30 protein-coding genes, 2 tRNA genes and 1 pseudogene are annotated in these 25,285 nt (G+C 52.3%); 24 read left to right on the top strand and 9 right to left on the bottom strand.

Annotation, left to right across the window (positions count from 1 at the left end):
- Nucleotides 1–2: 2 nt before the first annotated feature.
- The 3 genes from fliS (at nucleotide 3) to amyA (ending at nucleotide 2,337) form a co-directional block, all read left to right on the top strand.
- A complete protein-coding gene (gene fliS, locus OGV38_RS19485) occupies nucleotides 3–410 on the top strand; it encodes a flagellar export chaperone FliS (protein ID WP_181500268.1) in 408 nt (135 codons plus the stop codon).
- Complete coding sequence (gene fliT, locus OGV38_RS19480) at nucleotides 410–781, top strand: flagella biosynthesis regulatory protein FliT (RefSeq protein ID WP_003030458.1); 372 nt, start codon at nucleotides 410–412, stop codon at nucleotides 779–781. Before fliS ends, fliT begins: the two co-directional genes overlap by 1 nt.
- 68 nt (nucleotides 782–849) lie before the next feature.
- Nucleotides 850–2,337, top strand: a complete 1,488-nt coding sequence (gene amyA / locus OGV38_RS19475; protein WP_075848421.1) for an alpha-amylase — start codon at nucleotides 850–852, stop codon at nucleotides 2,335–2,337.
- Between the two features lie 40 nt (nucleotides 2,338–2,377).
- Here amyA and yedD read toward each other — a convergent pair whose 3' ends face one another.
- Nucleotides 2,378–2,791 (bottom strand): lipoprotein YedD, encoded by a 414-nt coding sequence (gene yedD / locus OGV38_RS19470; protein WP_016153484.1) that lies wholly within the window; start codon nucleotides 2,789–2,791, stop codon nucleotides 2,378–2,380.
- A gap of 128 nt (nucleotides 2,792–2,919) precedes the next feature.
- On the opposite strand from yedD, the gene yedE reads away from it, so the two are divergent.
- Together yedE and yedF are read left to right on the top strand one after the other, a co-directional pair.
- Complete coding sequence (yedE, locus tag OGV38_RS19465) at nucleotides 2,920–4,182, top strand: selenium metabolism membrane protein YedE/FdhT (RefSeq protein WP_323667576.1); 1,263 nt, start codon at nucleotides 2,920–2,922, stop codon at nucleotides 4,180–4,182.
- A complete protein-coding gene (gene yedF, locus OGV38_RS19460; RefSeq protein ID WP_000790504.1) occupies nucleotides 4,179–4,412 on the top strand; it encodes a sulfurtransferase-like selenium metabolism protein YedF in 234 nt (77 codons plus the stop codon). Before yedE ends, yedF begins: the two co-directional genes overlap by 4 nt.
- 45 nt (nucleotides 4,413–4,457) lie before the next feature.
- On the opposite strand, the gene fliE is transcribed toward yedF, so the two are convergent.
- Nucleotides 4,458–4,772, bottom strand: a complete 315-nt coding sequence (fliE, locus tag OGV38_RS19455; RefSeq protein WP_016153486.1) for a flagellar hook-basal body complex protein FliE — start codon at nucleotides 4,770–4,772, stop codon at nucleotides 4,458–4,460.
- A 216-nt stretch (nucleotides 4,773–4,988) separates the two neighbouring features.
- Between fliE and fliF the strand changes: the two genes are divergently transcribed.
- The 14 genes from fliF to rcsA all read left to right on the top strand — a co-directional run bounded on the left by fliF (nucleotide 4,989) and on the right by rcsA (nucleotide 16,496).
- Complete coding sequence (gene fliF, locus OGV38_RS19450; RefSeq protein WP_181500266.1) at nucleotides 4,989–6,671, top strand: flagellar basal-body MS-ring/collar protein FliF; 1,683 nt, start codon at nucleotides 4,989–4,991, stop codon at nucleotides 6,669–6,671.
- Complete coding sequence (fliG, locus tag OGV38_RS19445; RefSeq protein WP_016153488.1) at nucleotides 6,664–7,659, top strand: flagellar motor switch protein FliG; 996 nt, start codon at nucleotides 6,664–6,666, stop codon at nucleotides 7,657–7,659. Before fliF ends, fliG begins: the two co-directional genes overlap by 8 nt.
- Entirely contained in the window at nucleotides 7,652–8,359 is a 708-nt protein-coding gene (gene fliH, locus OGV38_RS19440) for a flagellar assembly protein FliH (RefSeq protein ID WP_016156842.1), read from the top strand. Before fliG ends, fliH begins: the two co-directional genes overlap by 8 nt.
- A complete protein-coding gene (gene fliI / locus OGV38_RS19435) occupies nucleotides 8,359–9,729 on the top strand; it encodes a flagellar protein export ATPase FliI (RefSeq protein ID WP_016153490.1) in 1,371 nt (456 codons plus the stop codon). Before fliH ends, fliI begins: the two co-directional genes overlap by 1 nt.
- Nucleotides 9,730–9,750: 21 nt before the next feature.
- Nucleotides 9,751–10,194, top strand: coding sequence for a flagellar export protein FliJ (gene fliJ, locus OGV38_RS19430; protein ID WP_016153491.1), 444 nt, complete (start codon nucleotides 9,751–9,753; stop codon nucleotides 10,192–10,194).
- Entirely contained in the window at nucleotides 10,191–11,405 is a 1,215-nt protein-coding gene (gene fliK, locus OGV38_RS19425; protein ID WP_181500265.1) for a flagellar hook length control protein FliK, read from the top strand. Before fliJ ends, fliK begins: the two co-directional genes overlap by 4 nt.
- 104 nt (nucleotides 11,406–11,509) lie before the next feature.
- On the top strand, nucleotides 11,510–11,977 hold the full coding sequence (gene fliL, locus OGV38_RS19420) for a flagellar basal body-associated protein FliL (RefSeq protein ID WP_016153493.1): 468 nt from the start codon (nucleotides 11,510–11,512) through the stop codon (nucleotides 11,975–11,977).
- A gap of 4 nt (nucleotides 11,978–11,981) precedes the next feature.
- Nucleotides 11,982–12,986, top strand: coding sequence for a flagellar motor switch protein FliM (gene fliM / locus OGV38_RS19415; protein WP_003030434.1), 1,005 nt, complete (start codon nucleotides 11,982–11,984; stop codon nucleotides 12,984–12,986).
- A complete protein-coding gene (gene fliN, locus OGV38_RS19410; RefSeq protein WP_003030433.1) occupies nucleotides 12,983–13,396 on the top strand; it encodes a flagellar motor switch protein FliN in 414 nt (137 codons plus the stop codon). Before fliM ends, fliN begins: the two co-directional genes overlap by 4 nt.
- On the top strand, nucleotides 13,396–13,773 hold the full coding sequence (fliO, locus tag OGV38_RS19405; RefSeq protein ID WP_029139581.1) for a flagellar biosynthetic protein FliO: 378 nt from the start codon (nucleotides 13,396–13,398) through the stop codon (nucleotides 13,771–13,773). The genes fliN and fliO overlap by 1 nt, the downstream gene beginning before the upstream one ends.
- Complete coding sequence (fliP, locus tag OGV38_RS19400; protein ID WP_006684053.1) at nucleotides 13,773–14,510, top strand: flagellar type III secretion system pore protein FliP; 738 nt, start codon at nucleotides 13,773–13,775, stop codon at nucleotides 14,508–14,510. Before fliO ends, fliP begins: the two co-directional genes overlap by 1 nt.
- Nucleotides 14,511–14,519: 9 nt before the next feature.
- The gene (fliQ, locus tag OGV38_RS19395; RefSeq protein ID WP_181500264.1) at nucleotides 14,520–14,789 is read left to right on the top strand and encodes a flagellar biosynthesis protein FliQ; all 270 of its coding nucleotides are present in this window, start codon (nucleotides 14,520–14,522) and stop codon (nucleotides 14,787–14,789) included.
- 8 nt (nucleotides 14,790–14,797) lie between these two features.
- Complete coding sequence (gene fliR, locus OGV38_RS19390; protein WP_019077076.1) at nucleotides 14,798–15,583, top strand: flagellar biosynthetic protein FliR; 786 nt, start codon at nucleotides 14,798–14,800, stop codon at nucleotides 15,581–15,583.
- A gap of 289 nt (nucleotides 15,584–15,872) precedes the next feature.
- Nucleotides 15,873–16,496 carry a transcriptional regulator RcsA gene (gene rcsA, locus OGV38_RS19385; RefSeq protein ID WP_016153497.1) on the top strand — a complete coding sequence of 208 codons (624 nt, stop codon included), beginning with the start codon at nucleotides 15,873–15,875 and terminating at the stop codon, nucleotides 16,494–16,496.
- A gap of 54 nt (nucleotides 16,497–16,550) precedes the next feature.
- On the opposite strand, the gene dsrB is transcribed toward rcsA, so the two are convergent.
- The gene (dsrB, locus tag OGV38_RS19380) at nucleotides 16,551–16,739 is read right to left on the bottom strand and encodes a protein DsrB (RefSeq protein ID WP_016156846.1); all 189 of its coding nucleotides are present in this window, start codon (nucleotides 16,737–16,739) and stop codon (nucleotides 16,551–16,553) included.
- A 163-nt stretch (nucleotides 16,740–16,902) separates the two neighbouring features.
- On the opposite strand from dsrB, the gene yodD reads away from it, so the two are divergent.
- Nucleotides 16,903–17,130 (top strand): YodD family peroxide/acid resistance protein, encoded by a 228-nt coding sequence (gene yodD, locus OGV38_RS19375; RefSeq protein WP_003030417.1) that lies wholly within the window; start codon nucleotides 16,903–16,905, stop codon nucleotides 17,128–17,130.
- Nucleotides 17,131–17,336: 206 nt separating this feature from the next.
- Here yodD and OGV38_RS19370 read toward each other — a convergent pair whose 3' ends face one another.
- Both OGV38_RS19370 and OGV38_RS19365 read right to left on the bottom strand, forming a co-directional pair.
- Nucleotides 17,337–17,519, bottom strand: a complete 183-nt coding sequence (locus OGV38_RS19370) for a YodC family protein (RefSeq protein WP_016153498.1) — start codon at nucleotides 17,517–17,519, stop codon at nucleotides 17,337–17,339.
- Between the two features lie 77 nt (nucleotides 17,520–17,596).
- Nucleotides 17,597–18,508 carry a DUF808 domain-containing protein gene (locus OGV38_RS19365; protein WP_286474483.1) on the bottom strand — a complete coding sequence of 304 codons (912 nt, stop codon included), beginning with the start codon at nucleotides 18,506–18,508 and terminating at the stop codon, nucleotides 17,597–17,599.
- A 178-nt stretch (nucleotides 18,509–18,686) separates the two neighbouring features.
- Between OGV38_RS19365 and yedA the strand changes: the two genes are divergently transcribed.
- Nucleotides 18,687–19,607, top strand: a complete 921-nt coding sequence (yedA, locus tag OGV38_RS19360) for a drug/metabolite exporter YedA (protein ID WP_047502067.1) — start codon at nucleotides 18,687–18,689, stop codon at nucleotides 19,605–19,607.
- On the opposite strand, the gene OGV38_RS19355 is transcribed toward yedA, so the two are convergent.
- The 3 genes and pseudogenes from OGV38_RS19355 to OGV38_RS19345 all read right to left on the bottom strand — a co-directional run bounded on the left by OGV38_RS19355 (nucleotide 19,599) and on the right by OGV38_RS19345 (nucleotide 22,246).
- Entirely contained in the window at nucleotides 19,599–20,066 is a 468-nt protein-coding gene (locus tag OGV38_RS19355; RefSeq protein WP_019077079.1) for a very short patch repair endonuclease, read from the bottom strand. The genes yedA and OGV38_RS19355 overlap by 9 nt on opposite strands.
- A complete protein-coding gene (locus tag OGV38_RS19350) occupies nucleotides 20,047–21,477 on the bottom strand; it encodes a DNA cytosine methyltransferase (protein WP_181500263.1) in 1,431 nt (476 codons plus the stop codon). The genes OGV38_RS19355 and OGV38_RS19350 overlap by 20 nt, the downstream gene beginning before the upstream one ends.
- Before the next feature lie 76 nt (nucleotides 21,478–21,553).
- Nucleotides 21,554–22,246 (bottom strand): annotated as a pseudogene (locus tag OGV38_RS19345) (phosphohydrolase).
- Between the two features lie 442 nt (nucleotides 22,247–22,688).
- On the opposite strand from OGV38_RS19345, the gene OGV38_RS19340 reads away from it, so the two are divergent.
- On the top strand, nucleotides 22,689–23,750 hold the full coding sequence (locus tag OGV38_RS19340) for a porin (protein ID WP_181500261.1): 1,062 nt from the start codon (nucleotides 22,689–22,691) through the stop codon (nucleotides 23,748–23,750).
- 161 nt (nucleotides 23,751–23,911) lie between these two features.
- Here OGV38_RS19340 and OGV38_RS19335 read toward each other — a convergent pair.
- Nucleotides 23,912–24,001, bottom strand: a tRNA-Ser gene (locus OGV38_RS19335).
- A 93-nt stretch (nucleotides 24,002–24,094) separates the two neighbouring features.
- Between OGV38_RS19335 and mtfA the strand changes: the two genes are divergently transcribed.
- Nucleotides 24,095–24,892, top strand: coding sequence for a DgsA anti-repressor MtfA (gene mtfA / locus OGV38_RS19330; protein ID WP_046275704.1), 798 nt, complete (start codon nucleotides 24,095–24,097; stop codon nucleotides 24,890–24,892).
- 99 nt (nucleotides 24,893–24,991) lie between these two features.
- Nucleotides 24,992–25,067 (top strand) — tRNA-Asn (locus OGV38_RS19325).
- The last annotated feature ends 218 nt before the right edge of the window (nucleotides 25,068–25,285 follow it).

The following is a 25,285-nucleotide window of genomic DNA, read 5'->3' as shown; positions in this document are numbered from 1 at the left end:
GCATGTATACCGCGAGCGGTACCAAAGCCTATGCACAGGTCAGCGTGGAAAGCGCCGTGATGAGCGCCAGCCCACATCAGCTGATTGAAATGTTGTTTGACGGCGCGAACAGCGCCCTGGTGCGCGCTCGCCTGTTTATGCAACAGGGTGATATCGTCGCCAAAGGTGAAGCGTTAAGTAAAGCCATTAATATTATCGACAATGGCCTGAAGGCAGGACTTGATCAAGAGACTGGCGGCGAAATCGCCACCAATCTGTCTTCTCTGTATGACTATATGATTCGCCGTTTACTGCAAGCTAACTTGCGTAATGATTGTCAGGCCATTGAAGAAGTCGAAGGGTTACTCGGCAACATTTCAGATGCCTGGAAACAGATCTCACCGAAAGCATCTTCCCAGGAGTCTCGTTAATGACCTCAGCCGTGGAGTTTATCAACCGTTGGCAGCGCATCGCGCTGCTCAGTCACTCACTGCTGGAACTGGCGCAGCGCGGTGAATGGGACCTTTTACTGGAACAGGAAGTTACCTATCTGCAAAGTATTGAAGTGGTCATGGAAGAGCAAACTCCACCAGGCATTACGCGAAGTATTCAGGATTTAGTGGCCGGGTACATTAAACAGACGCTGGATAACGAACAACTGCTCAAAACATTGTTGCAGCAGCGTCTGGATGAACTCAGCAATCTCATCGGTCAGTCGACGCGCCAAAAGACGCTAAATAACGCTTATGGCCGTCTTTCCGGCATGCTGTTAGTTCCCGACGCCCCCACTGCCCCACAATAATTTCCCGTCTCGTCTGAATAATCTTCCATACTCCAGAGGTCGGCCAAACGACTTCTGGAGCACGGAAGATGAAAAATCCCACGTTATTGCAGTATTTTCACTGGTATTACCCCGAGGGCGGTCAACTCTGGCCCGAACTTGCCGAACGCGCAGGTGGACTCAATGACATCGGCATCAATATGGTGTGGCTACCTCCCGCTTATAAAGGCGCTTCCGGCGGCTATTCCGTTGGCTACGACTCCTACGATCTTTTTGATCTGGGCGAATTCGACCAAAAGGGAACCATCGCTACCAAATATGGCGATAAAAACCAGCTGCTGGCGGCGATAGACGCGCTAAAACACAATGATATTGCCGTACTGCTCGACGTGGTGGTTAACCACAAAATGGGCGCAGATGAGAAAGAGAATATTCGTGTCCAGCGGGTTAACGCCGAGGATCGCACGCAAATAGACGATGAGATCGTCGAATGCGAAGGCTGGACGCGCTACACCTTCCCTGCCCGCGCAGGCAAGTACTCGCAATTCATTTGGGACTTTAAATGCTTCAGCGGTATTGACCATATCGAAAACCCAACCGAAGACGGCATTTTTAAAATCGTGAACGACTACACCGGCGAAGGCTGGAACGATCAGGTTGATGATGAGTTGGGTAATTTTGATTATCTGATGGGCGAAAACATCGATTTTCGCAATCACGCCGTAACTGAGGAGATCAAATACTGGGCGCGTTGGGTGATGGAGCAAACCCAGTGTGACGGCTTTCGTTTAGATGCCGTGAAACATATTCCAGCATGGTTTTATAAAGAGTGGATTGAGCACGTGCAGGAAGTCGCCCCCAAGCCGCTGTTTATCGTCGCGGAATACTGGTCGCATGAAGTCGACAAGCTGCAAACCTACATTAATCAGGTGGAGGGGAAAACTATGCTATTCGACGCCCCTTTGCAGATGAAATTCCACGAAGCCTCTCGTCAGGGTCGCGATTACGACATGAGTCAGATTTTCACCGACACCCTGGTGGAAGCCGATCCGTTTCATGCCGTCACCCTGGTGGCCAATCACGACACTCAGCCCTTGCAGGCGCTGGAAGCCCCTGTCGAACCGTGGTTTAAGCCGCTGGCCTATGCGCTGATCCTGTTGCGCGAAAACGGCGTGCCGTCAGTGTTTTATCCTGACCTTTACGGGGCACATTACGAAGACACCGGGGGAGATGGCGAAACCTATCCTATCGACATGCCGATCATTGAACAGCTTGATGAACTGATCCTCGCGCGCCAGCGCTTCGCGCACGGCGTACAGACGCTCTTTTTCGATCACCCTAACTGTATCGCTTTTAGCCGCAGCGGAACGGACGACGATCCCGGCTGTGTGGTTGTTCTGTCTAACGGCGATGACGGGGAAAAGACCATCAATCTCGGTGCGAATTACGGGAATAAAACCTGGCGCGACTATCTGGGAAATCGCGAAGAAAGCGTGGTCACCGATGAGAACGGTGAAGCGACGTTTTATTGTAACGGCGGTAGCGTCAGTGTGTGGGTGATTGAAGACGTGTTGTAAAATTCAACCCCGGTGGCCGGTGGCTACCGGGGCGTATAGCTTATGGCAGTGGCGTGGCCAGCGGCGTTTTCTTTAACGCGTCAGCACATTCCTGCGTCGGGCGGTCGACCCGCTGCAGCGTCATACCGTCATATTCCAGCGTATTGCCTTCCCGCTCAATCTCATACAGCTCGCGTTTCACCGTCACGTTGGTGAGATCGCCAGAGATCATCGTCAGTTTCCCCGGCAGCGCGATCACTCGCTGCCACTGGCGACAATCCAGCGTGTCGCCCTCTTTTGTTACCACCAGGCTGGCAATCGCTTCCGGGCTCACCAGACTGCGTTGCGGACCTTTTGACTGCCAGTATCCTTCCAGACCGGCTGGCGCTGGCGTTTTCACCACGTCGTTATAATTTTCTACTTCGGCGCATCCGGTAAGCGCCAGAAATACAGCAACGATTGCTAATTTTTTCATCATTCATCCTGCATGCGAAGAAAATGGGATTGTGGCATTAAAGGCCTGATGTCGCCAGCCTTTCGGCAGGGTTGAGAAAGATTGATCCAGACGGTGTTACCTCTTATTACTCATAGTCAAAAATTCTGATCGGTGTAGTATCCACACTTCTTGTTACATACCTTCTGAGTTCAGAGGCACAACGCATGTCATGGCAACACTTCAAACAGGCCTGGTTAATTAAATTTTGGGCCCCCGCCCCTGCGGTCATCGCAGCGGGTATTCTCTCTACTTATTATTTCGGCATTACGGGAACCTTCTGGGCCGTTACCGGCGAATTCACTCGCTGGGGTGGTCAAATCCTGCAACTGTTTGGCGTTCACGCCGAAGAATGGGGATACTACAAGCTGATCCATCTCGAAGGCTCACCCCTGACCCGCATTGACGGCATGATGATCCTCGGTATGTTCGGGGGCTGTTTTGCTGCCGCATTGTGGGCAAACAACGTCAAATTACGCATGCCGCGCAGTCGGGTGCGCATTATGCAGGCGATCGTCGGCGGGATGATTGCCGGATTCGGCGCCCGGCTGGCAATGGGCTGTAACCTGGCCGCATTCTTCACCGGTATTCCACAGTTCTCGCTACACGCCTGGTTTTTCGCGCTGGCAACGGCTATTGGCTCATGGTTTGGCGCACGCTTTACCCTGCTGCCGATGTTTCGTATTCCGGTTAAAATGCAGAAAGTCTCCGCCGCTTCTCCGTTAACGCAAAAGCCAGATCAGGCCCGTCGCCGTTTCCGCCTCGGCATGCTGGTGTTTATCGCCATGATCGGCTGGGCGCTCCTCACTGCGATGGATAAGCCCAAACTTGGTTTGGCCATGCTGTTTGGCGTCGGGTTCGGGCTGCTGATTGAGCGGGCGCAAATCTGCTTCACCTCCGCCTTCCGCGATCTGTGGATTTCCGGTCGCACCCATATGGCGAAAGCGATCATCTTCGGGATGGCGGTCAGCGCCATCGGTATCTTTAGCTACGTACAACTGGGCGTCGAGCCTAAAATCATGTGGGCAGGTCCGAATGCGGTGATCGGCGGCTTGCTGTTCGGCTTCGGCATTGTTCTGGCGGGCGGGTGTGAAACGGGCTGGATGTACCGCGCCGTTGAAGGCCAGGTGCATTACTGGTGGGTGGGTCTGGGCAACGTTATTGGCTCGACCATTCTGGCCTACTATTGGGATGATTTTGCTCCCGCGCTTGCCACCAATTGGGACAAAGTGAATCTGCTCAACACCTTCGGCCCGCTCGGTGGCCTGCTGGTAACCTATCTGCTGTTATTTACCGCGCTGATGCTCATCATCGGCTGGGAAAAACGCTTCTTCCGTCGCGCTGGGCTGACGCCTGCCAAGGAGTCTGTATGAAAAATATCGTGCCTGATTATCGCCTCGATATGGTCGGCGAGCCGTGTCCGTATCCGGCTGTCGCCACACTGGAAGCGATGCCGCAATTGAAGAAAGGTGAGATTCTGGAAGTGGTGAGCGATTGCCCGCAGTCAATCAACAATATTCCACTGGATGCGCGTAATCACGGCTATACGGTGCTGGATATTCAGCAGGATGGTCCAACGATTCGTTATTTAATTCAGAAGTAATGCGATTCTCCCGTTGCCCGACGCAGCGGGAGAATGTTCGGCTTGCTACACCTGCATCGACATCACTTCCTGATACGCCGACACCAGTTTGTTGCGCACCTGGATCCCCATCTGCATCGATACCGACGCTTTTTGCATATCGGTCATCACATCGTTCAGCGCAATACCCGGTTCACCGAGGGTAAATTTCTCAGCCTGCACACGGGACGCGGTTTGTACATCGCTGATCCTGTCTAACGCCGCATGCAGTTGACCGGCAAAGCTCACGGTCGGTTGTGGCTGCATATCCTGCATTTTTGCTGACATCGCCGTGGTCTGTAGCTGGCTGATGACCCCTTCAATCCCCTGTATTGCCGACATGCTGATCCCCTGGATAATTTTTTACGTAGTTGAGATTACCAGTTAGTCAATAAGATAAAGGCGTTAAATAACGATAAAAAACCACGGTTTTTAACGCATAGAAAAATTCGAAACCGCAAATAATGAGACCGTCAATTTTTCGAGTTTGCTGACCCGGGAGTGAGTCTTGTTCCACTTTGCAAAAAACGCCGTCCACGATAAGCCACGAGGTGCGAGATGAGTGCGACAGCATCGACTGCAACCCAGCTTAAACCTCTCGAGTGGTTAAACCGCCTGCGCGCGAATCCCAGAATTCCTCTGATTGTGGCGGGAGCCGCTGCCGTCGCGATCATCGTGGCGATGGTCCTGTGGGCCAAAGCACCTGACTACCGCACGCTGTTCAGCAATCTTTCCGATCAGGATGGTGGCGCGATCGTCACCCAACTGACGCAGATGAACGTTCCTTACCGTTTTACTGAGGGAAGCGGCGCCATTGAAGTTCCTGCCGATAAAGTCCACGAACTGCGTTTACGTCTGGCGCAGCAAGGTCTGCCCAAAGGCGGCGCGGTGGGTTTTGAACTGCTGGATCAGGAAAAGTTTGGTATCAGCCAGTTTAGCGAGCAGGTCAACTACCAGCGCGCGCTGGAAGGTGAATTAGCCCGTACGATTGAAACGTTGGGACCGGTAAAACGCGCCCGCGTGCATCTGGCTATGCCGAAACCGTCGCTGTTTGTGCGTGAGCAAAAAGCGCCTTCAGCCTCCGTCACCGTCAACCTGGAGCCGGGTCGCGCGCTGGATGAAGGTCAGATCAGTGCGGTCACGCATCTGGTTTCCAGCGCTGTTGCAGGCTTGCCGCCGGGCAACGTTACGCTGGTCGACCAGGCGGGGCATCTGTTAACCCAGTCGAATACCAGTAGCCGCGATCTTAACGATGCGCAGCTGAAATACGCCAGCGACGTCGAAGGCCGCGTTCAGCGTCGTATCGAATCGATTCTGTCGCCGATTGTCGGCAACGGTAACGTACATGCGCAGGTTACCGCGCAGCTGGATTTTGCCAACAAAGAGCAAACCGAAGAACAGTACCGTCCAAACGGTGATGAGTCCCAGGCCGTGCTGCGTTCTCGTCAGTTGAACGTCAGTGAGCAGGTCGGTAGCGGAGCACCAGGCGGCGTCCCGGGCGCGTTGTCAAATCAGCCCGCTCCGGCAAATACTGCGCCAATCGCCACCCCACCCGCTAATCAGCAAAACGCGCAAAATACGCAAAACGCACAGACGGCGAATAACAGTAATAATGCCGGCCCGCACAATACTCAGCGCAATGAAACCAGCAACTATGAAGTTGACCGCACCATTCGCCATACCAAAATGAACGTTGGCGATGTGCAGCGTCTCTCGGTGGCTGTCGTGGTCAACTACAAAACGTTACCAGACGGCAAACCGTTGCCGTTAACCGCCGAGCAGATGAAACAGATTGAGGATCTGACCCGCGAAGCGATGGGATTCTCCGACAAGCGTGGCGATACCCTGAACGTGGTGAACTCTCCCTTCACGGCGACCGACGATTCCATTGGCGAGCTACCGTTCTGGAAACAGCCGTTCTTTATTGATCAGTTAATGTCCGCAGGTCGTTGGTTGCTGGTTCTGTTGGTGGCGTGGATCCTGTGGCGGAAAGCCGTTCGTCCGCAGTTGGTCCGTCGCAGTGAAGAAGCGAAAGCCGTACAAGAACAAACGCGTGTCCGTCAGGAAACCGAAGAAGCGGTAGAAGTTCGCCTCAGCAAAGACGAACAAACCCAGCAGCGTCGTACTAATCAGCGTCTGGGAGCAGAAGTCATGAGTCAGCGTATTCGTGAAATGTCAGATAACGATCCGCGCGTCGTGGCGCTGGTCATTCGCCAGTGGATGAGTAACGATCATGAGTAATCTTACCGGTACCGATAAAAGCGTCATCCTGCTGATGACCATTGGCGAAGATCGCGCGGCGGAGGTGTTTAAGCACCTTTCCACGCGCGAAGTTCAGGCGCTCAGTACGGCGATGGCCAACGTTCGCCAGATTTCCAACAAGCAGTTGACGGAAGTGCTGGCCGAATTTGAACAAGAAGCCGAACAGTTTGCCGCGCTGAATATCAACGCCAACGAATATCTGCGCTCCGTGCTGGTGAAAGCGCTGGGCGAGGAACGTGCCTCCAGTCTGCTGGAAGATATTCTGGAAACCCGCGATACCACCAGCGGCATTGAAACGCTTAACTTTATGGAGCCGCAAAGCGCCGCCGACCTTATCCGCGACGAGCATCCGCAGATTATCGCCACCATTCTGGTGCACCTCAAGCGGGGCCAGGCCGCCGATATTCTTGCGCTGTTCGACGAGCGTTTACGTCACGACGTGATGCTGCGTATCGCCACCTTTGGCGGCGTACAGCCTGCCGCGCTGGCAGAACTGACCGAGGTACTCAACGGCCTACTCGATGGCCAGAACCTCAAGCGCAGCAAAATGGGCGGCGTGAGAACGGCGGCAGAAATTATCAACCTGATGAAAACCCAGCAGGAAGAAGCGGTTATTACCGCCGTACGCGAATTCGACGGCGAGCTGGCGCAGAAAATTATCGACGAGATGTTCCTGTTCGAGAACCTGGTGGATGTCGACGATCGCAGTATCCAGCGCCTGCTGCAGGAAGTGGATTCCGAATCGTTGCTGATTGCCTTGAAAGGTGCCGAACAGCCGCTGCGCGAGAAGTTCCTGCGCAACATGTCGCAACGTGCTGCCGATATTCTGCGCGACGACCTCGCCAACCGCGGTCCGGTGCGTTTGTCGCAGGTGGAAAACGAACAGAAAGCCATTCTGCTTATTGTGCGTCGTCTGGCGGAAACCGGCGAGATGGTGATAGGCAGCGGCGAGGATACCTATGTCTAACGAACTGCCGTGGAAAGTCTGGACCCCGGACGACCTCGCCCCACCGATGGCGGAGTTCGTCCTGGCTGACCACAGCGAAAACCCGCTGTCAGAAGAAACAGAAGAACCAGAGCTTTCCGCAGAGCAACAGCTTGAACAGCAGCTCGCACAGCTGCAACTGCAGGCCCATGAGCAAGGTTATAACGCGGGTCTGGCGGAAGGTCGACAAAAAGGCCACGAACAAGGTTATCAGGAAGGCCTGAGTCAGGGGCTGGAGCAAGGCCAGAACCAGGCGCGCGCTCAGCATGCGCCGATCCATGCCCGCATGCAGCAACTAGTGAGCGAGTTTCAGAATACGTTGGACGCACTGGACAGCGTCATTGCCTCGCGTCTGATGCAAATGGCGCTGGAAGCTGCGCGTCAGGTTATAGGTCAGACGCCTATTGTGGATAACGCTGCGCTGATTAAACAAATCCAACAGCTGTTGCAGCAAGAACCGCTGTTTAGCGGTAAACCGCAGCTACGCGTACATCCGGACGATCTCCAGCGTGTAGAGGAGATGCTCGGTGCGACCCTCAGCCTGCACGGCTGGCGGCTGCGCGGTGATCCAACGCTGCATCACGGCGGCTGTAAAGTCTCTGCCGATGAAGGCGATCTGGATGCCAGCGTTGCCACGCGCTGGCAAGAACTCTGCCGTCTGGCAGCGCCGGGAGTCGTGTAATGACCACTCGCCTGACTCGCTGGCTCAACACGCTGGACAGCTTCGAAGAGAAAATGTCGCTGCTGCCTGCGGTGCGCCGTTACGGTCGCCTGACCCGCGCCACTGGTCTGGTGCTGGAGGCCACGGGATTACAGTTGCCGCTGGGCGCCACCTGCGTTATTGAACGCCAGGACGGCAACGAAACCCAGGAGGTCGAAAGTGAAGTCGTGGGGTTTAACGGTCAGCGTCTGTTTCTGATGCCCCTCGAAGAGGTTGAAGGCGTTCTGCCCGGCGCACGCGTGTACGCAAAAAACATTGCCGGAGAAGGTCTGCAAAGCGGGAAGCAATTACCGCTTGGCCCTGCATTGCTGGGTCGTGTGCTTGACGGTAGCGGAAAACCGCTCGACGGTCTGCCCGCCCCGGATACCACCGAAACCGGGGCGCTGATTACGCCGCCGTTTAACCCGCTACAACGCACCGCGATTGAACACGTCCTGGATACCGGCGTACGTCCCATCAACGCGTTGTTAACCGTCGGTCGCGGTCAGCGTATGGGACTTTTCGCGGGCTCCGGTGTCGGTAAAAGCGTTCTGCTCGGCATGATGGCGCGCTATACCCAAGCCGATGTTATCGTCGTAGGTCTGATTGGCGAACGTGGTCGCGAAGTTAAAGATTTTATTGAAAATATTCTCGGTACCGACGGTCGTGCACGCTCGGTGGTGATTGCTGCTCCCGCAGATGTCTCGCCGCTGTTACGTATGCAAGGCGCGGCCTATGCCACGCGTATCGCCGAAGATTTTCGCGATCGTGGACAGCACGTATTGCTGATTATGGATTCCCTCACCCGCTATGCGATGGCGCAACGTGAAATCGCCCTGGCGATCGGAGAGCCGCCGGCAACGAAAGGTTATCCCCCCTCAGTATTCGCCAAATTACCGGCACTGGTCGAACGTGCCGGGAACGGTATTCACGGCGGCGGTTCCGTTACCGCGTTTTACACGGTACTGACCGAAGGTGACGACCAGCAGGACCCCATTGCGGATTCCGCGCGCGCGATTCTGGACGGCCACATTGTGCTGTCCCGTCATCTGGCCGAAGCGGGTCACTATCCGGCCATCGATATTGAAGCCTCGATCAGCCGCGCCATGACCGCGCTTATTAGTGAACAACACTATGCGCGGGTACGAAACTTTAAACAGCTGCTATCCAGCTTCCAGCGCAACCGCGATCTGGTCAGCGTGGGGGCGTATGCCAAAGGCAGCGATCCCATGCTGGATAAAGCCATCGCCCTATGGCCACAACTGGAAGCATTCTTACAGCAAGGCATTTTTGAACGGGCGGACTGGGAAGATTCTCTGCACGCGTTAGAACTGATTTTCCCTGGTGTGTGAGTAAGCAGGAGAGCATAGGTCATGGCACAACATGGTGCATTAGCCACACTGAAAGACCTGGCTGAAAAAGAGGTAGATGACGCCGCTGTCTTATTGGGAGAGATGCGTCGTGGCTGTCAGCAGGCGGAAGAGCAGTTGAAAATGCTGATCGATTATCAGCATGAGTATCGCAACAATCTGAACAGTGACATGGGTCAGGGTATTACCAGTAATCGCTGGATCAATTACCAACAATTTATTCAGACGCTGGAAAAAGCGATTGAGCAACACCGCCAACAGCTCAATCAGTGGACGCAGAAAGTAGACCAGGCATTGAACAGTTGGCGCGACAAAAAACAACGTTTACAGGCGTGGCAGACTCTGCAGGACAGACAAACCTCGGCGGCGTTACTGGCCGAAAACCGCCTGGATCAGAAAAAAATGGATGAATTTGCTCAGCGCGCAGCTATGAGGAAACCCGAATGATTACTTTACCCCAACTGATTACCACCGACACCGACGTAGCCGCAGGTCTTCAGTCAGGCAAAGCGGTTGATTCACCCGAGGATTTTTTAGCGCTGCTGGCTGGTGCATTAGGTGCGGACAACGCGCAGGGTAAAGACGCCCCGCTGTCGTTTGCCGACTTACAGGCGGCCGGTAGCAAACTGCAAAAAGGGTTATTGCAAAAAAATGGCGATTCAGCACCGTCGCTCAAGTTGACCGAACTACTGGCGCAAAAAGAGATGCACACTGATACTTCTCTTGTCGACATGACAGACGCTCAGCAACTTTTGTCTGCCCTCACGCCCTCACTGAAAGTTAATGCCCTGACGACACTGGGCAAAGTCGCTCAGCAGGATGAAAAAAACACCGCACTGAGCGATGAGGATCTCGCCAACCTGAGCGCGTTGTTCGCCATGCTGCCAGGACAACCGCAGACCACGCCTGCCGTCGACAGCGCGCCAGCCCCCGTTGATGCGACGCTTTCGGCGTTGTCACGAGGTTCGGTACACAGCGCTATCGCCGATAATGCTGGCGAATTGCTGCCAGGTGATGCCAAAAAAGGCAAAGCGGATATTGCAACGCCTGCCAGCAGCGTAGATCAGACAAACAATCCGACATTAACCCCGTTGACGGCAGCGGCGACGACCAGAGCGGAAATTGAAAGCTCCCCTTCGCCGACCAGCATTGGCATGACGACAGCGCCGTTAAGTGGCCCGCAGTCCCACGCTCAACCGTTACCGACCGCCGCACCTGTGCTAAGCGCGCCATTGGGTAGCCAGGAATGGCAGCAATCACTGAGCCAGCACGTCACTCTGTTTACTCGCCAGGGCCAGCAAAGCGCAGAACTGCGTCTGCATCCACAGGATCTGGGCCAGATGCACATTTCCCTCAAGCTGGATGACAATCTCGCGCAGTTGCAAATGGTATCGCCACACAGTCACGTGCGCGCTGCGCTGGAAGCTGCATTACCGATGCTGCGTACGCAGTTGGCTGAAAGCGGGATCCAGCTTGGACAAAGCAGTATCAGCAGTGAAAGCTTTGCCGGTAATCAGCAGTCTTCCGGGCAGCAACAGCAGGCGGGTCGCGCTCAGGGACAAGACATTTTTGCCGCTGAAGATGACGCCGTACTGGCAGCGCCAGCCTCACTGCAAGCTGCAGCACGCGGTGATGGAGCAGTAGACATCTTCGCCTAACGCCAGAGGTAGCATGATTATCCGCGTCTTTTCCACGCTTTGTCGTGGACAGGACACGGGATAATCAGCCCATAAGCTGTACCGAAACAGGAAGCCCGTATCTGATGACTGACTCCGCGATTAACAAAAAAAGTAAACGCGCTATTTGGATCCCTCTGCTGGTATTGATTACCCTCGCCGCCTGCGCAACTGCGGGTTATAGCTACTGGCGCATGCAGCAGCAGCCGTCCGCCAGCGTCAAAGCGGAACCGGCTCCACCGCCAGCCCCGGTATTCTTTGCGCTGGATACCTTTACCGTCAATCTGGGTGATGCGGACCGTGTACTGTATATCGGTATCACGCTGCGCATGAAAGACGAGGCAACGCGTTCACGTCTTAACGAATATCTGCCGGAAGTGCGCAGCCGCTTGCTGCTGCTGTTCTCTCGTCAGAACGCGGCTACGCTCGCCACCGAAGAAGGTAAGCAACAGCTCATTGCCGCCATCAAAGAGACGCTCGCGACTCCGCTCGTTGTTGGGCAACCCAAACAGGTTGTCACCGACGTTCTTTATACAGCTTTTATTCTGCGGTAAAGACATGGGCGACAGTATTCTTTCTCAGGCTGAAATCGACGCATTGCTTAATGGCGATAGCGAAACTAAAGACGAACCCATTTCCGGTATCGCAAAAGAAAGCGATATTCGTCCTTACGATCCCAACACCCAGCGCCGCGTGGTACGTGAGCGTTTACAGGCGCTGGAGATCATTAACGAACGCTTCGCGCGCCAGTTCCGTATGGGATTATTTAACCTGTTGCGCCGTAGCCCGGATATTACCGTGGGTGCGATCCGTATCCAGCCATACCACGAGTTTGCGCGCAACTTACCGGTTCCGACCAACCTGAACTTAATCCACCTGAAGCCGCTGCGCGGTACGGGTCTGGTAGTGTTCTCACCGAGTCTGGTATTTATCGCCGTCGATAACCTGTTCGGCGGTGATGGCCGCTTCCCGACGAAAGTGGAAGGCCGTGAATTTACCCATACCGAACAGCGCGTTATCAACCGCATGCTGAAGCTGGCGCTGGAAAGCTACAGCGACGCGTGGAAGGCCATCAATCCGCTGGAAGTGGAATACGTTCGTTCCGAGATGCAGGTGAAATTTACCAATATCACCACGTCTCCTAACGACATCGTGGTCAATACCCCATTCCACGTTGAAATTGGCAACCTGACCGGTGAATTTAACATCTGTCTGCCATTCAGCATGATTGAACCGTTGCGTGAGCTGCTGGTGAACCCACCGCTGGAAAACTCGCGTAATGAAGATCAGAACTGGCGCAATAATCTGGTGCGTCAGGTTCAGCATTCTGAGCTGGAGCTGGTGGCAAACTTTGCTGACATTCCGCTGCGGCTATCCCAGATTTTAAAACTGAAACCCGGCGATGTACTGCCGATTGAAAAACCCGACCGCATTATTGCTCATGTGGACGGCGTGCCTGTACTGACCAGCCAGTATGGCACGGTGAACGGTCAGTATGCGTTACGCGTAGAACATCTGATAAACCCGATTTTGAATTCGCTGAATGAGGAACAGCCCAAATGAGTGATATGAATAATCCGTCCGATGAGAACACTGGTGCATTGGACGATCTGTGGGCTGACGCGTTAAACGAGCAAAAAACCACGCCCACCAAAAGTGCGGCCGATGCGGTATTCCAGCAGTTAGGTGGCGGCGACGTCAGCGGTGCCTTGCAGGACATCGACCTGATCATGGACATTCCGGTCAAACTGACCGTCGAATTGGGCCGAACCCGCATGACCATCAAAGAGCTGCTGCGTCTGACGCAGGGTTCGGTCGTCGCGTTGGATGGGCTGGCGGGTGAGCCGCTGGATATCCTGATCAACGGTTACCTGATTGCCCAGGGTGAAGTGGTGGTTGTCGCAGACAAATACGGCGTACGTATCACCGACATTATTACCCCATCTGAACGCATGCGCCGTCTGAGCCGTTAATCATGAATACCCAGGCTACAGTTTCTCAGCCAGCCGCCGTACCCGGCTCACCGCTGGTTCAGGTAAGCGGCGCGCTGCTTGGGATCATCGTATTGATCCTGGCTGCAGCCTGGGTGATTAAGCGTATGGGGTTTGCCCCCAAAAGCGCCGGTACGCGCGGACTGAAAGTTGCGGCAAGTACCTCACTGGGTCCACGTGAGCGCGTGGTGATTGTTGAGGTTGAAGATGCGCGCCTGGTACTGGGCGTCACGGCCTCGCAAATTAACGTGTTGCACACCCTGCCCCCGGCGCCTGCTGATGCAGAAGAAAAACCGGCCTCCCCCGCGGATTTCCAGGCCATGATGAAGAGTTTGCTTAAGCGTCCCGGGAGATCCTGATGCGCCGTTTGTTATCCATCACGCTGGCAGGCTTATGGCTTTTCAGCCCAGTAGCCCTCGCCCAGCTCCCGGGTCTGGTTAGCCAGCCGCTGCCTGGCGGCGGACAAAGCTGGTCTTTACCCGTGCAAACGCTGGTGTTTATCACCTCACTGACGTTCCTGCCCGCGATTTTATTGATGATGACCAGCTTCACCCGCATCATCATCGTTTTCGGTCTGTTACGAAATGCGCTGGGAACCCCTTCGGCCCCCCCGAACCAGGTGCTACTGGGTCTGGCGCTATTTTTGACCTTTTTCATCATGTCGCCGGTAATCGACAAAATCTACGTCGACGCATATCAGCCGTTCAGCGAAGAGAAAATCTCTATGCAGGAAGCCATGGAGAAAGGCGCACAGCCGCTGCGCGAGTTTATGTTGCGCCAGACCCGTGAAGCCGATCTGGCACTCTTCGCGCGCTTAGCAAACAGCGGTCCCCTACAGGGACCAGAAGCCGTACCGATGCGGATTTTGCTTCCAGCCTATGTCACCAGCGAGCTGAAAACGGCATTCCAGATAGGCTTTACCATTTTTATTCCGTTTCTGATTATCGACCTGGTCATCGCCAGCGTGCTGATGGCGCTCGGGATGATGATGGTCCCCCCGGCCACGATCGCGCTACCGTTCAAGCTGATGCTGTTTGTGTTGGTAGACGGTTGGCAGTTGCTTGTCGGCTCGCTAGCTCAAAGCTTTTACAGTTAGAGGCGCGAAATGACACCTGAATCGGTCATGATGATGGGCACAGAGGCGATGAAAGTCGCCCTGGCCCTTGCCACGCCTTTGCTGTTGGTCGCCCTCGTCACAGGTCTTATCATCAGTATTTTGCAGGCGGCGACCCAGATAAACGAAATGACGCTGTCCTTCATTCCCAAAATTGTCGCGGTTTTTATTGCCATCATTGTTGCCGGCCCGTGGATGCTTAACCTGCTGCTCGACTACGTGCGTACGCTGTTCAGCAATATCCCCTACATCATCGGGTAGATGACATTATGCTGCAGGTGACCAGCGTTGAGTGGCTCCACTGGCTGAATCTTTACTTCTGGCCTTTGCTGCGCATCCTGGCGCTCATCTCAACGGCGCCGATTCTCAGCGAGCGCGCGATCCCCAAACGAGTAAAACTGGGGCTGGGGTTAATGATAACCGTCGTTATCGCTCCGTCGATTCCCCCGGTAGACGTCCCTATCTTTTCTATCGGGGCGCTATGGCAGGCAATGCAACAAATCCTGATCGGCATCGCTCTGGGCTTCACTATGCAGTTTGCCTTCGCGGCAGTACGTACCGCCGGGGAATTAATTGGTCTGCAAATGGGTCTCTCCTTCGCAACCTTCTTTGATCCCGGCAGCCGTCTGAATATGCCGGTACTGGCGAGACTGATCGACATGCTCGCCATGCTGTTATTCCTGACTTTTAACGGCCATTTGTGGCTTATTTCGCTGTTGGTGGATACATTTCATACCTTGCCAATCGGCGGCAATCCGGTGAACAGCAATGCGTTTCTCGCGCTGGCGCGGGCGGGTAGCCTGATTTTCCTCAACGGGCTAATGTTGGCCCTGCCGATAATGACGCTACTACTCACCCTAAACCTCGCACTCGGTCTGTTGAATCGCATGGCCCCGCAGCTGTCGATTTTCGTTATCGGTTTTCCACTCACCCTCGCCGTGGGTATTTCTTTAATGGCGGCCCTGATGCCATTAATTGCGCCGTTCTGCGAGCGATTATTCAGCGAAATTTTTAATTTATTGGCTGATATTGTCAGCGAAATGCCCGGAAAATAATAACCCTTAATTTTTATCCTGTTTTACTAAGGATTGTCCTAAATTTAAAAAGCGACAACATCCACCAGGATATCTCTGTCGCGGTTTATTTATTATTGACTCACTCACATAACGCAACATTTACTTTACTTTAAGATGTTTCCTGGCAAATTATACGCAACTTTACGGGATAGTAATTTCGCCTGAAAAACAGCGAAAGCGTCATCTTGGGTCGTTATTATTCCGTTTAGTTGTGATGAAAATAATCAGGTAAGGGGAATTATCGTTACGCATTGAGTGAGGGTATGCCATGTCAACGATTATTATGGATTTGTGCAGTTACACCCGGCTAGGGTTGACCGGATATCTGGTAAGTCGGGGGGTGAAGAAAAGGGAAATCAACAACATTTCCAACGTTGAGGAGCTCAGTCTCGCCTGTGTCTCTCAACAGCCCGCTGTGGTGTTTATTAATGAGGACTGCTTTATCCACGATCCTGCTAATAGCCAGCAAATAAAGCAAATCATTAATCAGCATCCTGGCACATTATTTATTGTGTTTATGGCAATTGCCAACGTGCATTTTGATGAGTATCTATTAGTCAGAAAAAATTTATTGATTAGTTCTAAGTCGATTAAACCAGATTCACTGGATGAACTCCTTGGCGATATTCTGAAAAAAGAAGTAGATTTTGTCATTGATGTGAATCTACCGACATTATCATTGAGCCGTACCGAGTCCAGCATGCTACGCATGTGGATGGAGGGTCAGGGAACAATACAGATATCCGACCAAATGAATATCAAGGCCAAGACCGTGTCATCCCATAAGGGGAATATAAAACGAAAGATAAAGACGCATAATAAGCAAGTTATCTATCACGTTGTGAGACTCACCGATAACGTTACCAATGGTATCTTTGTGAATACGCGCTAACACGTTCTGACTGGTGGCGAATCCACCAGTCAGGATCATGCAGCAAAACTCACCTTATTCTACTTTTTCCACGAAGATACCATCCTGATGACCTGTTTCATTAAAGAACCAGATACCGAGCGGGTAGTCTTCCAGCGAAACCAGGTACATGGTGCCTTCACTAAACTCTTCGATAGCCAGTACCACGCCCGGTCGACGAGGACCGCCGTCCGTTTTGACTGTGACCCGATCATTCACCTTCATAGTTTTCCTCCTGTGGCTTTGTGCCAGTGTAGAACAATTTCCTTTTTCTGGCAGCGCCCGCCTCGCGCGATTGCGGGTTTTATCGACGGTCTATACTTAAGTTGTGCGTATCTGATGTTTGGATGCGCTCCCCCGGTATCCTTAACGGTTGAGAGGTATGAGGATGAAAACCGCGAAAGAGTACAGCGATACGGCCAAACGTGAAGTCAGCGTCGATGTGGACGCGCTACTGAAGGCAATCAACGAAATCTGCGAGAGTGAAATTCATCGCAGTCAGGATGACCCGGAACGCGTCAGCGTCGACGGACGTGATTACCACACGTGGCATGAACTGGCCGACGCGTTCGAGCTTGATATCCATGATTTTAGCGTGTCGGAGATCAATCGCTGACTGAGGGCGAAAAAAATCCCGGCCCTTATCGGGTCGGGATCAAGCTTGCTTATGCAAGAAGCACTTGAAAATTCGTTACACCAGGAAATCTGATGTGAAACAAACCTTATCTGCAATTTTTTTGCCTGACAAGTAAATAATTCTCACCAAAATGATAAATATAACTAATGATTGAAAGATCACCCGGTTACGCGCACCCCAGGTGTTCAGGCATCCTGGCAGAGCTTTCTTCGCTCGCCCGGCACCAGTTCATCTTCACGGAATGCTTCCCGTTTGACGCCAAAGCCGTCGTACCAGCGACACTCCACCATTCCGCTGGCATACCCGGTAACGATCATGCGTGGGCCACCCTCTTTGGAGGTGACTTCCTCACTGACAGAAAAGACCATACCTGCCTCCTGTATCAAGAGAAACCTTTACACCTTAGACGACAAAGAAGGGTTTTGCGTAATCAACCCTGCGACAATTAGTGCGAAACTCCGCGCACTCTGGCGACGGTTTTCACCAGCAGCACCACTATTGCGCCAATGATAAATCCGAGCACCAGATTCAGCAGGGTCGGAAGCATCAGCGCAATCAATGCACTTTGCTGTTGGGCAAAATGTTCAATCGCATGATGCAGCGGTGTTATTCCGTGCACCACAATTCCGCCGCCAACCAAAAACATCGCCAGCGTGCCGACCACGGAAAGTGTTTTCATAAGCCAGGGGGCAACGACCAGCAATCCTTTACCCAGCGACTGGGCCAGCGTACTGCGCTTTTCAGCCAACCAGTATCCGACATCATCGAGCTTAACGATAATCCCGACCAGGCCGTAGACTCCCACAGTCACCACTAACGCGATGCCAGATAACACCAACACCTGATTCAACAATGGCGCATCCGCTACGATCCCCAGTGTAATCGCGACAATCTCAGCAGATAAAATAAAGTCGGTTCGTATCGCCCCTTTGATTTTATCTTTCTCAAAGGTGAGTGGATCCTGCGCTGCCAAAGATGTCAGACGCTGCTGACGCTCTTCCGGGGTTTCTTTGTGCTTACGCGCTTCCAGGGTATGGAGAACTTTTTCTACACCTTCAAAACAGAGGAACGCCCCGCCTACCATTAATAAGGGGGTGATCGCCCAGGGAATGAAGGCGCTTATCAATAGCGCCAACGGCACAAGGATAACTTTGTTAACAAACGATCCTTTCGCGACGCTCCAGACCACCGGGAGTTCACGGTTCGCCCGCACACCCGACACCTGCTGCGCGTTAAGCGACAGATCATCGCCCAGCACACCCGCGGTTTTTTTCGCGGCCAGTTTTCCCATGACAGAGATATCATCCAGCAAGGTGGCGATATCATCGAGTAAGGTCAATAAGCTACTTCCTGCCAAAATTTTTACCCTCAATATTATTTTTTTGCAGTCATAAGTATGAAGTAAAACACGCAATGCTGAAACTGACCTTTCTGGTCAACAAATTTTTAACATCAGCACGTAATTATAAATCTCGCCAGCAAGATAGTTTTGACGTTTACTATGTTGCACCTTTTTATTTCCACCGTGAGGGATTATGCGTTTCAGGCAATTGCTACCGCTTTTCAGTGCGCTTTTCGCGCTGTACATCATTTGGGGTTCCACGTACTTCGTTATTCGCATTGGCGTTGAAAGCTGGCCACCGTTGATGATGGCTGGCGTTCGTTTTCTCTCTGCGGGGATTTTATTAACAGCATTCTTACTTATCCGCGGACATAAGCTGCCGCCTCTGCGCGTGCTCCTGAACGCCGCGTTAATTGGTATCCTGCTGCTGGCTGTCGGTAACGGACTGGTCACCGTCGCAGAACATCAAAACGTGCCTTCCGGTATTGCCGCCGTGGTGGTCGCCACCGTTCCGCTGTTTACGCTGTGTTTTAGCCACTTTTTTGGCATCAAAACGCGCAAACTTGAATGGATGGGGATCGCAATTGGACTCGCGGGGATCATCATGCTGAACAGCGGTGGTAATTTGAGTGGTAATCCATGGGGAGCAATTTTAATCCTGATAGGTTCGATAAGCTGGGCGTTTGGCTCAGTGTACGGCTCGCGCATAACGTTACCCGTTGGCATGATGGCCGGAGCCATTGAAATGTTAGCCGCCGGTATTGTGCTGATGTGCGCCTCGCTGATTTCCGGGGAAAAGTTGACCACTATGCCGACGTTTTCAGGCTTTATGGCGGTCGCCTATCTGGCCGTATTTGGTTCTATTATTGCCATCAACGCGTACATGTACTTGATCCGCAACGTCAGCCCGGCATTAGCCACCAGCTATGCCTACGTTAATCCGGTTGTCGCCGTACTGTTAGGTACCGGCCTGGGAGGTGAAAGTCTGGCGCCCATCGAATGGCTGGCGCTTGGCGTGATTGTATTTGCGGTGGTACTGGTCACACTCGGTAAATACTTATTTCCCGTTAAAGCGGACGCCGTTGCGACCCCGTCGGAAAAGACGTTACAGTAAATGGATACCGAGGGTGTCGATCTGTGCGCTATCGCCACCGCCGCAGATCCACTCGATGACGCGTTCGGACAACGCGTCATCCCCCAGCTTTTCGCGCCCACGCAGGGCGCACTCCCAGACAATCAGTACGCGCCAGCCCAGAGCCTGCAATTTTTCACAATCCCGCGCGTCACGCTGGACATTTTTGCCTATTTTTTCCAGCCAGAACGCTGTTCGTGTGGCGGGGACTTTGAATAGATAGCAGTTGTGATGATGCCAGAAACAGCCGTGGGTAAAAATCACACAACGATAATCATCCACCACGAAATCGGGACGACCGGGTAACGTCGCATCCTGCACGCGAAACGTTACCCCCTGCTCTGTCAGTACGCTGGCAAGGCGTTTTTCAATTGCGGTATCGCGGGTTGCTATCGCCCGCATATTTTTACTGCGCGTCGCTTTATCGTGAACGTCTGCCATGCAGTTTCTCTTTCTCGCGAATAGCAACCGCCTGTTTGATTTTTGGCTCCAGCAGTCTGGCTACCGCCGCAAATGCCGGGACGACCACCGAATTACCAAACTGACGATAAGCCTGTGTGTCCGACACCGGGATCCTGAACTGATAGCCCTGAGGTGATTCAAATCCCATCAGGCGCGCGCACTCTCTGGGCGTCAGCCTGCGCGGACGGTATCGCTGATTGTGCGGATCATCAAAATCCTTTTCACCCAGCGCCATATCCCAACCGCAGTCGATCAAGATCTCCGCCCCATCTTTATAGTAACGCGCCGATAATGTGCGCGTTACGCAATCGGGATTGCCGGGATACACCATGCCATAGCCAAATCCATTGCCCCGTGCCTGATGCTTTTTCGCATAGCGATACAGATATTTCCACAGCACTGGCGTGAGCACATATTTTGCGTCGACGGTCGGCTCAAGTAGCTCCGCCAGCGTCGTACGCCGCTGAGGATAGCGGGAGACAATATCGCGCAGCGTGAAGTCTGATTTCAGATTCAGATCGCGGCGAAAGCCGACGAGCACAATACGTTCGCGATGCTGGGGCAAAAAATGTTGCCCATCGATAATTTTCGGATCGTCCGGCCCGTTATCGTGTGCATCAGCCACGTCATAACCCAGCTCATCCAGCGTTTGCATAATGATGCGGAACGTTTTCCCCTGATCGTGACTCTTCAGGTTTTTGACGTTTTCGAGCACAAATATTGCCGGCCGACGCGCATTGATGATGCGCACCACGTCAAAAAAAAGTGTGCCTTGCGTATCGCAGGCGAAGCCATGAGCCCGCCCTAACGCGTTTTTCTTTGATACACCGGCCAGAGAGAATGGCTGACAAGGAAATCCCGCCAGCAGCACGTCATGCTGCGGAACATGCTGGCGGATATGTTCCGCCGCCTGCAGGTCGCTCACCCCATCATGATGACTGAGGGTGATATCGCGAATATCTTCATTAAAATGGTGCTGGTGAGGATCACAGTAGTGATTCGCTTTGTAGGTGCGCACCGCATGCTTGTTCCACTCACTGGTAAACACGCACTGCCCGCCAATCGCCTCAAAGCCGCGACGAATGCCGCCAATACCGGCAAAAAGATCGATAAAGCGAAAAGCATAATGTGGATGATGCGCAGGCGGCCTCGGCAGCAAGTCGTTCAGATGAGCCAACTCACCGTCGCTGAGGCGATGCCACGTTTCATTGGCAACCACTCGCTTGAAGATGGCCGGACTCCAGCGGTTCTCGCCAACACCATTCAGATGAGCAACCAGCGTTTTCACGTCATATATTTCAAGCAACTTAGCCAAAATCACCTGTGCGGCGGCCTCGTTATCATCTGTCATCGGGTTCATGGAACCTGCTACTGAAAAATTATCCTGCATACATTTAACCGGCCGAAATGGATAGCTGACAGGTTAACATAAATTAGCGCGGTTGACGTTGCGGCTGTACTGGCGACTAACGCAGCTTAAAGGGTTGAATCGCGTCAAGATCCAGCATTTCATATTCTCCTTTTAACTCCGCACTCAGCTTCGCCATGTACGTCAGTAAGAAGTCAGCATTATGTTGCGCCAAATGCCGACCGTGTTCAGTTTGCATCGTCATCGGCAGCGTCAACAATTTAGTCTGGAAGTGATCGAGTGCGTACTGTTTATCATCAAGGTTACGCTGTCGGGCAAACGGATCTTCCGCATCAAACAGCGCCACGCCTAACGCGCCGGACACGGCAAATACCCGTGCTAAACCAATTGCGCCCAACGCCTCAAGCCGGTCAGCATCCTGCACGATTTTGGCTTCAAGGGTTTCTGGTACGATTTTGGCGCTGAAACTGTGCGCCTCAATAGCATGGCACACGGCAGGTAATCGTTGTTGTGGAAAATCAGGGAAATCACGCATCAAAACGCGACGCGTTTCCTGGGCTGCCAGTACCGACGAGCGATGACGATCGGGATGGTTCTTCGGCAAACTGACGAGATCATGGAAGTAGCACGCCGTCAGCACCACCAGCCAGTCTACGGTCACATCCATGCTCAACTTTTGTGATGTCATCCAGACGCGACGAAAATGAAAGATGTCATGGGCAGCGTCGTACCCGGAATGATTGTCACGTAACCAGGCTTCAAATTTCGACTACCAGTACTGTAGTTCCATACTCTCGCTCTTCGCAGAAAGAAAACCACCTTAGCAACAATTCTCATGTCAGACTACCGTCGACGCTTTTTATCATCAATACATATTATTCACTTAATAAGTATCACTATAATGGATATATGAATCCATTATTCAAAACAAGCAGATCAATTATAGTCCCGCATGCAAAATAAATAACAAATATCAATAATATATATTCAACAAGATAGAACAAAAGAAATCATAACCATATGATAAAAAATACATTTATATGGATAATATTAATTCAAATGTCATGCGATTTTAATTATACAAAAGCAACAATGAAACACCTTGAAATATCTTAAATACATTTGTTACATGTTATATTTAAAATTAAATGAACTTCATAGATAGTATTCAAATGTAGTCTTTCAGATAGCGTTACATATTCATTTTAATTATTATATAAAGGGAATACATAATGAAAAGAAAAGTACTGGCACTGCTTCTCCCTGCCTTATTAGCTGCAAGCGCAGCAAATGCGGCTGAAATTTATAATAAGAACGGCAATAAAATTGATTTTTACGGCAAGATGGTAGGCGAACGCATCTGGTCGAATACGGATAGCAGTAACAGTGAAAATGCTGACACCTCTTACGCCCGTTTTGGGGTGAAAGGTGAAACCCAGATCAGCAACGAGTTGACAGGTTTTGGTCAGTTTGAACACAACCTCGACGCCAGCAATGCGGAAGGATCTCAGGAGCAAAAAACCCGTCTGGCCTTCGCGGGCCTGAAATATGCAGATTACGGCTCATTTGATTATGGTCGTAACTATGGCGTAGCCTACGATGCGGCAGCCTACACCGATATGCTGGTTGAATGGGGTGGCGATTCCTGGTCTGCGACGGATAATTTCATGACCGGTCGTACCAACGGCGTGGCGACCTACCGCAACACAGACTTCTTCGGCATGGTTGAGGGTCTTAATTTCGCGCTGCAGTACCAGGGCAAAAATGACGATCACGCTGCCACTAAAGCAAATGGCGACGGCTACAGCATGTCGGTGGACTATAACGTGGATGGCTTTGGTGTCGTCGCGGTGTATGGTAAATCCGACCGTGCGGACAAACAATCCATCGATGGCTATGGCAGCAACGCTGAAGTCTGGTCCCTGGCAGCAAAATATGACGCCAACAGCATTTATGCGGCAGCGATGTATGGCGAAACGCGTAATATGACCCGAACCGGAACCGATCGCGGTTTTGCAAACAAAACGCAAAACATTGAAGCAGTCGTTCAATATCAGTTCGACTTTGGTCTGCGTCCATCCCTGGGTTACGTTTACTCGCAGGGTAAGGACCTGGCCGGCGGTGTTAACGCTGACCGCGTGAATTACGTCGAGCTTGGCACCTGGTACTACTTCAATAAAAATATGAACGTCTTCACAGCGTATAAATTTAACCTGCTGGATAAAGAAGACGGCGCAATTACTGGCAACGCAGTTGATGATCAGTTTGCCATGGGTATTGTGTACCAGTTCTAATCTCCACAAACTCAAAAGCCCGCGCTGCGGGCTTTTTTTTGTTCAACGAAGAGTATTTTTTACCACACGGGCATTACAACGATAAACTTGTGAGGATACTCAAAGAAAAAGACATCCATGAGAACTGTCGTTGAAAGCAAGGCGTGCAAGTGCTTGAATAGTGGCGGAGAGAGGGGGATTTGAACCCCCGGTAGAGTTACCCCTACTCCGGTTTTCGAGACCGGTCCATTCAGCCGCTCTGGCATCTCTCCGTTTTGGCGGTTGCCATGATGCCAGGTAATTTGGCATTTTAACAGACCCAGTTCCGTCAATTTCGTTCAAGTGACGAGTTTGCGAGCAAAACGATGATTAAGTGGCCCTGGAAAGAACAAGAAGCAACCCGGAGTGACGATTGGCCGTGGGACGACGCCCTGGCTATTCCCCTTTTGGTGAATCTCACCGAGCAAGAACAAGCCAGACTTATTGCCCTGGCCGAGCGCTTTTTACAACAAAAAAGAGTAGTCGCTCTTCAGGGGTTTGAGCTGGACCCGCTAAAAAGTGCGCGCATTGCTCTGCTATTCTGTTTACCTGTTCTGGAAATGGGGATTGAGTGGCTCGACGGGTTTCATGAAGTTCTCATCTACCCTGCCCCATTTGTCGTAGACGATGAATGGGAAGACGATATTGGGCTGGTGCATAATCAACGCGTGGTACAGTCCGGGCAGAGTTGGCAACAAGGCCCGATAATCCTCAACTGGCTTGATATTCAGGATTCCTTTGATGCCTCCGGCTTTAATCTGATCATCCATGAAGTGGCGCACAAGCTTGATATGCGTAATGGCGATCGTGCCAGCGGTATTCCGGCGATTCCCCTGCGCGATATCGCCGGTTGGGAACACGACCTGCATGCTGCAATGAACAATATTCAGGATGAGATCGATCTGGTTGGTGAAACTGCGTGCAGTATAGATGCCTACGCAGCGACCGATCCGGCTGAATGCTTTGCCGTGCTATCCGAGTATTTTTTCAGTGCTCCTGAATTATTTGCTCCGCGTTTTCCTGCCTTATGGCAGCGTTTCATCCAGTTTTATCGCCAGAACCCCATGGAGCGGTTACGAGATACCCGGGGAGACGACGATTATCGCTCACCAAACACGCATTAACACTGAATTTGAAGATTAATTAACCAATTGAAATGACGCGCTAATTTTACTGTTGACACCTCATGATGAGGTCAGTAATATGCGCCTCGTTCACACGATTCCTCTGTAGTTCAGTCGGTAGAACGGCGGACTGTTAATCCGTATGTCACTGGTTCGAGTCCAGTCAGAGGAGCCAAATTTAAGAAGCCCGCTTAAGGAAACTTAAGCGGGCTTTTTGCTTTTCACGTCTGTGTAAAAGCTGCCTCTATAAGCGCTCAGTCTGCCATAACTCCCCATTCCATGCCGCATCACATCGTTGATTAAAGTTGTGTAAATGTAAATCGTTTAAACTTTGCAATTATTGTAAGTGCTAGTGATTATCATTTATTGTACGCGAGCCAAAAGAACGAGCCC

Origin of the sequence: Citrobacter sp. Cb080, from assembly GCF_030334745.1 — a bacterium.
Taxonomy (GTDB): Bacteria; Pseudomonadota; Gammaproteobacteria; order Enterobacterales; family Enterobacteriaceae; genus Citrobacter; species Citrobacter braakii.
This window is presented reverse-complemented; position numbering and strand designations above follow the sequence as displayed.

What these genes read in the sequence shown, in the direction of transcription:
- fliG (WP_016153488.1), top strand. Translation starts at nt 6,664, where the DNA reads ATGAGTAATCTTACCGGTACCGATAAAAGCGTCATCCTGCTGATGACC.
- dsrB (WP_016156846.1), bottom strand. Translation starts at nt 16,739, where the DNA reads ATGAAGGTGAATGATCGGGTCACAGTCAAAACGGACGGCGGTCCTCGT.
- fliF (WP_181500266.1), top strand. Translation starts at nt 4,989, where the DNA reads ATGAGTGCGACAGCATCGACTGCAACCCAGCTTAAACCTCTCGAGTGG.
- fliQ (WP_181500264.1), top strand. Translation starts at nt 14,520, where the DNA reads ATGACACCTGAATCGGTCATGATGATGGGCACAGAGGCGATGAAAGTC.
- OGV38_RS19355 (WP_019077079.1), bottom strand. Translation starts at nt 20,066, where the DNA reads ATGGCAGACGTTCACGATAAAGCGACGCGCAGTAAAAATATGCGGGCG.
- fliJ (WP_016153491.1), top strand. Translation starts at nt 9,751, where the DNA reads ATGGCACAACATGGTGCATTAGCCACACTGAAAGACCTGGCTGAAAAA.
- OGV38_RS19350 (WP_181500263.1), bottom strand. Translation starts at nt 21,477, where the DNA reads ATGCAGGATAATTTTTCAGTAGCAGGTTCCATGAACCCGATGACAGAT.
- OGV38_RS19340 (WP_181500261.1), top strand. Translation starts at nt 22,689, where the DNA reads ATGAAAAGAAAAGTACTGGCACTGCTTCTCCCTGCCTTATTAGCTGCA.
- fliT (WP_003030458.1), top strand. Translation starts at nt 410, where the DNA reads ATGACCTCAGCCGTGGAGTTTATCAACCGTTGGCAGCGCATCGCGCTG.
- yedF (WP_000790504.1), top strand. Translation starts at nt 4,179, where the DNA reads ATGAAAAATATCGTGCCTGATTATCGCCTCGATATGGTCGGCGAGCCG.
- rcsA (WP_016153497.1), top strand. Translation starts at nt 15,873, where the DNA reads ATGTCAACGATTATTATGGATTTGTGCAGTTACACCCGGCTAGGGTTG.
- fliS (WP_181500268.1), top strand. Translation starts at nt 3, where the DNA reads ATGTATACCGCGAGCGGTACCAAAGCCTATGCACAGGTCAGCGTGGAA.
- fliE (WP_016153486.1), bottom strand. Translation starts at nt 4,772, where the DNA reads ATGTCGGCAATACAGGGGATTGAAGGGGTCATCAGCCAGCTACAGACC.
- fliK (WP_181500265.1), top strand. Translation starts at nt 10,191, where the DNA reads ATGATTACTTTACCCCAACTGATTACCACCGACACCGACGTAGCCGCA.
- fliP (WP_006684053.1), top strand. Translation starts at nt 13,773, where the DNA reads ATGCGCCGTTTGTTATCCATCACGCTGGCAGGCTTATGGCTTTTCAGC.
- amyA (WP_075848421.1), top strand. Translation starts at nt 850, where the DNA reads ATGAAAAATCCCACGTTATTGCAGTATTTTCACTGGTATTACCCCGAG.
- mtfA (WP_046275704.1), top strand. Translation starts at nt 24,095, where the DNA reads ATGATTAAGTGGCCCTGGAAAGAACAAGAAGCAACCCGGAGTGACGAT.
- fliI (WP_016153490.1), top strand. Translation starts at nt 8,359, where the DNA reads ATGACCACTCGCCTGACTCGCTGGCTCAACACGCTGGACAGCTTCGAA.
- fliR (WP_019077076.1), top strand. Translation starts at nt 14,798, where the DNA reads ATGCTGCAGGTGACCAGCGTTGAGTGGCTCCACTGGCTGAATCTTTAC.
- fliM (WP_003030434.1), top strand. Translation starts at nt 11,982, where the DNA reads ATGGGCGACAGTATTCTTTCTCAGGCTGAAATCGACGCATTGCTTAAT.
- yedA (WP_047502067.1), top strand. Translation starts at nt 18,687, where the DNA reads ATGCGTTTCAGGCAATTGCTACCGCTTTTCAGTGCGCTTTTCGCGCTG.
- yedD (WP_016153484.1), bottom strand. Translation starts at nt 2,791, where the DNA reads ATGAAAAAATTAGCAATCGTTGCTGTATTTCTGGCGCTTACCGGATGC.
- fliH (WP_016156842.1), top strand. Translation starts at nt 7,652, where the DNA reads ATGTCTAACGAACTGCCGTGGAAAGTCTGGACCCCGGACGACCTCGCC.
- OGV38_RS19370 (WP_016153498.1), bottom strand. Translation starts at nt 17,519, where the DNA reads ATGGTCTTTTCTGTCAGTGAGGAAGTCACCTCCAAAGAGGGTGGCCCA.
- yodD (WP_003030417.1), top strand. Translation starts at nt 16,903, where the DNA reads ATGAAAACCGCGAAAGAGTACAGCGATACGGCCAAACGTGAAGTCAGC.
- fliN (WP_003030433.1), top strand. Translation starts at nt 12,983, where the DNA reads ATGAGTGATATGAATAATCCGTCCGATGAGAACACTGGTGCATTGGAC.
- fliL (WP_016153493.1), top strand. Translation starts at nt 11,510, where the DNA reads ATGACTGACTCCGCGATTAACAAAAAAAGTAAACGCGCTATTTGGATC.